The organism is Colwellia sp. Bg11-12, assembly GCF_014076955.1.
Lineage (GTDB): Bacteria > Pseudomonadota > Gammaproteobacteria > Enterobacterales > Alteromonadaceae > Colwellia_A.
This window is the reverse complement of record NZ_JACGUZ010000012.1, coordinates 1-1,931: the sequence shown is the minus strand read 5'-3', so window position 1 is coordinate 1,931 and position 1,931 is coordinate 1. Positions and strand designations below refer to the sequence as shown.

Below are 1,931 nucleotides of genomic sequence, written 5' to 3'. Positions count from 1 at the left end.
TAGCTAACTTTTATTTTGACCCTAAAAACACTTTAGAAGGGTCAACAAGAAACCGCTTGCCAAGTGCTTCACGCCCTAACAACATTAAGTAACTCATGTCAGAGCGATCGGTTAAGGTTATTTCAATCGACCAATTCTCTTCGCCTAATACAATAGGCGTTTCAATAACATAACGCTGCTCAGACGTACCATTAGACGATTTAACTTTACGCATATCGCTAATGGGGGCAGTACATTGCATCATAGTATCAACGTTATGCACATCAGGGTGAAGATCAAAGGTCACACAATGCACGCCATCAACAATTGATTTTTTGATATTATCTACATGTAACGAAGAAGTTTTTGCCCCCGTATCTACCCGTACTTGTAAATCGTCAATCGCCAACTCAGGTAAACCGATTGACTCTAAACGCCCGATAATGACTTTACTCGCCTTTTTCATACACGCTCCTAAGTGTCGTCGTTTTCAGGGAAAAATTGCTCTTGTACATTTTCGATATGCTCAGCAATTTCTTCATCATCTTCGCTGAAATATGCCACATGAAACATCGCTTCACCTTCTTGTACCAACGGGATATTTTGTTTACCAATTAAAATACCTGAGCGTGTCGCTTTCACCGAGTCAAATATCGCCCCATACGGGCTACCGATTTCCGCCATCACTTGCCCTTTCGTTATTTGGTCACCCAAGTTAACAATATTATGGACAATACCGCTCGCATTCGCCCGTACCCATTGACTGCCATTGGCAATAAAGGGCGCCAGCTTTTTCTTCTTGCTACGGACCACTTTTCTGGTCATGCCTAAATGCTGTAAGACATTTAAAATACCTTTCATGCCCGCTCGAATTGAAAACTCATCAAAACGCAGTGCTTCACCCGCTTCATACAATAATATTTTCGTGTTGTTTTTAACCGCAGATTCTCTTAACGAGCCATCCACCAAAGTGGAATTCAACACCACCGGTACACCAAACACTTCCGCTAACGCTTTTGTGTCGGTATCAGACATATCCGCTCTAATTTGTGGGAGGTTTGAGCGGTGAATTGCCCCCGTGTGTAAATCAATACCGTAATCACAATGCTTGACAATTTCATTAAGAAAAATATGCGCAACTCGTCCTGCTAAAGAGCCTTTAGCAGAGCCTGGAAAACAACGGTTTAAATCACGGCGGTCAGGCATATAACGGCTTTGATTCACCACGCCATACACATTAACCATCGGCACAGCAATCAGTGTACCTCGGGTGATTTTCAGTTTCTTTTCGTGAATTAAGCGGCGAATGATTTCTATGCCGTTTAATTCGTCGCCATGTACCGCCGCGCTAATAAAAATAGTCGGTCCTGGCTTTTTAGCGCGAATGATATGAACCGGTAATGAAACATCGGCATCGGTATATAACTTAGCCACAGGTAAGTCTATTTTGCGCTGCTCACCGGGTAATATGTCGAACTCGCCAATACGTAATATGTCCATAAAACTCTCTTTAATTACCCGTTACCACGTGTTTTCGTGCTGTTTGGTTTGGCATTTTTTTCTAAAAACTCAAATACCATGCCGGCTACATTTTTACCTGTCGCTTTTTCAATGCCTTCTAAACCAGGCGATGAGTTAACTTCCATCACCATAGGGCCATTTTGCGAGCGTAATAAATCAACACCACACATGTTAAGCCCCATCGCTTTTGCGGCACTAACGGCGGTTTCTCGCTCCGCTTTTGATAACTTAACCACTTCAGCAGAGCCGCCACGGTGTAAGTTAGAGCGAAATTCACCTTCTGCGCCTTGGCGTTTCATCGCCGCCACCACTTTGCCGCCAATCACTAAACAACGAATGTCTGCACCGCCCGCTTCTTTAATAAACTCTTGAACCAAAATGTTTGCATTTAAGCCCATGAACGCTTCAATAATCGCTTCTGCTGATTTAGC

At 43.3% G+C, this 1,931-nt stretch carries 3 protein-coding genes; all 3 read right to left on the bottom strand.

Annotation, left to right across the window (positions count from 1 at the left end; all coding sequences use genetic code 11):
• Positions 1-10: 10 nt before the first annotated feature.
• Positions 11-445 carry a RimK/LysX family protein gene (locus H4J39_RS00050; protein WP_182225425.1) on the bottom strand — a complete coding sequence of 145 codons (435 nt, stop codon included), beginning with the start codon at positions 443-445 and terminating at the stop codon, positions 11-13.
• An 8-nt stretch (positions 446-453) separates the two neighbouring features.
• Positions 454-1,479, bottom strand: coding sequence for a succinylglutamate desuccinylase/aspartoacylase family protein (locus tag H4J39_RS00045; RefSeq protein WP_182225424.1), 1,026 nt, complete (start codon positions 1,477-1,479; stop codon positions 454-456).
• A gap of 14 nt (positions 1,480-1,493) precedes the next feature.
• A partial coding sequence (locus tag H4J39_RS00040) for a RimK family alpha-L-glutamate ligase (protein ID WP_182225423.1) occupies positions 1,494-1,931 on the bottom strand: 438 nt, incomplete at its 5' end.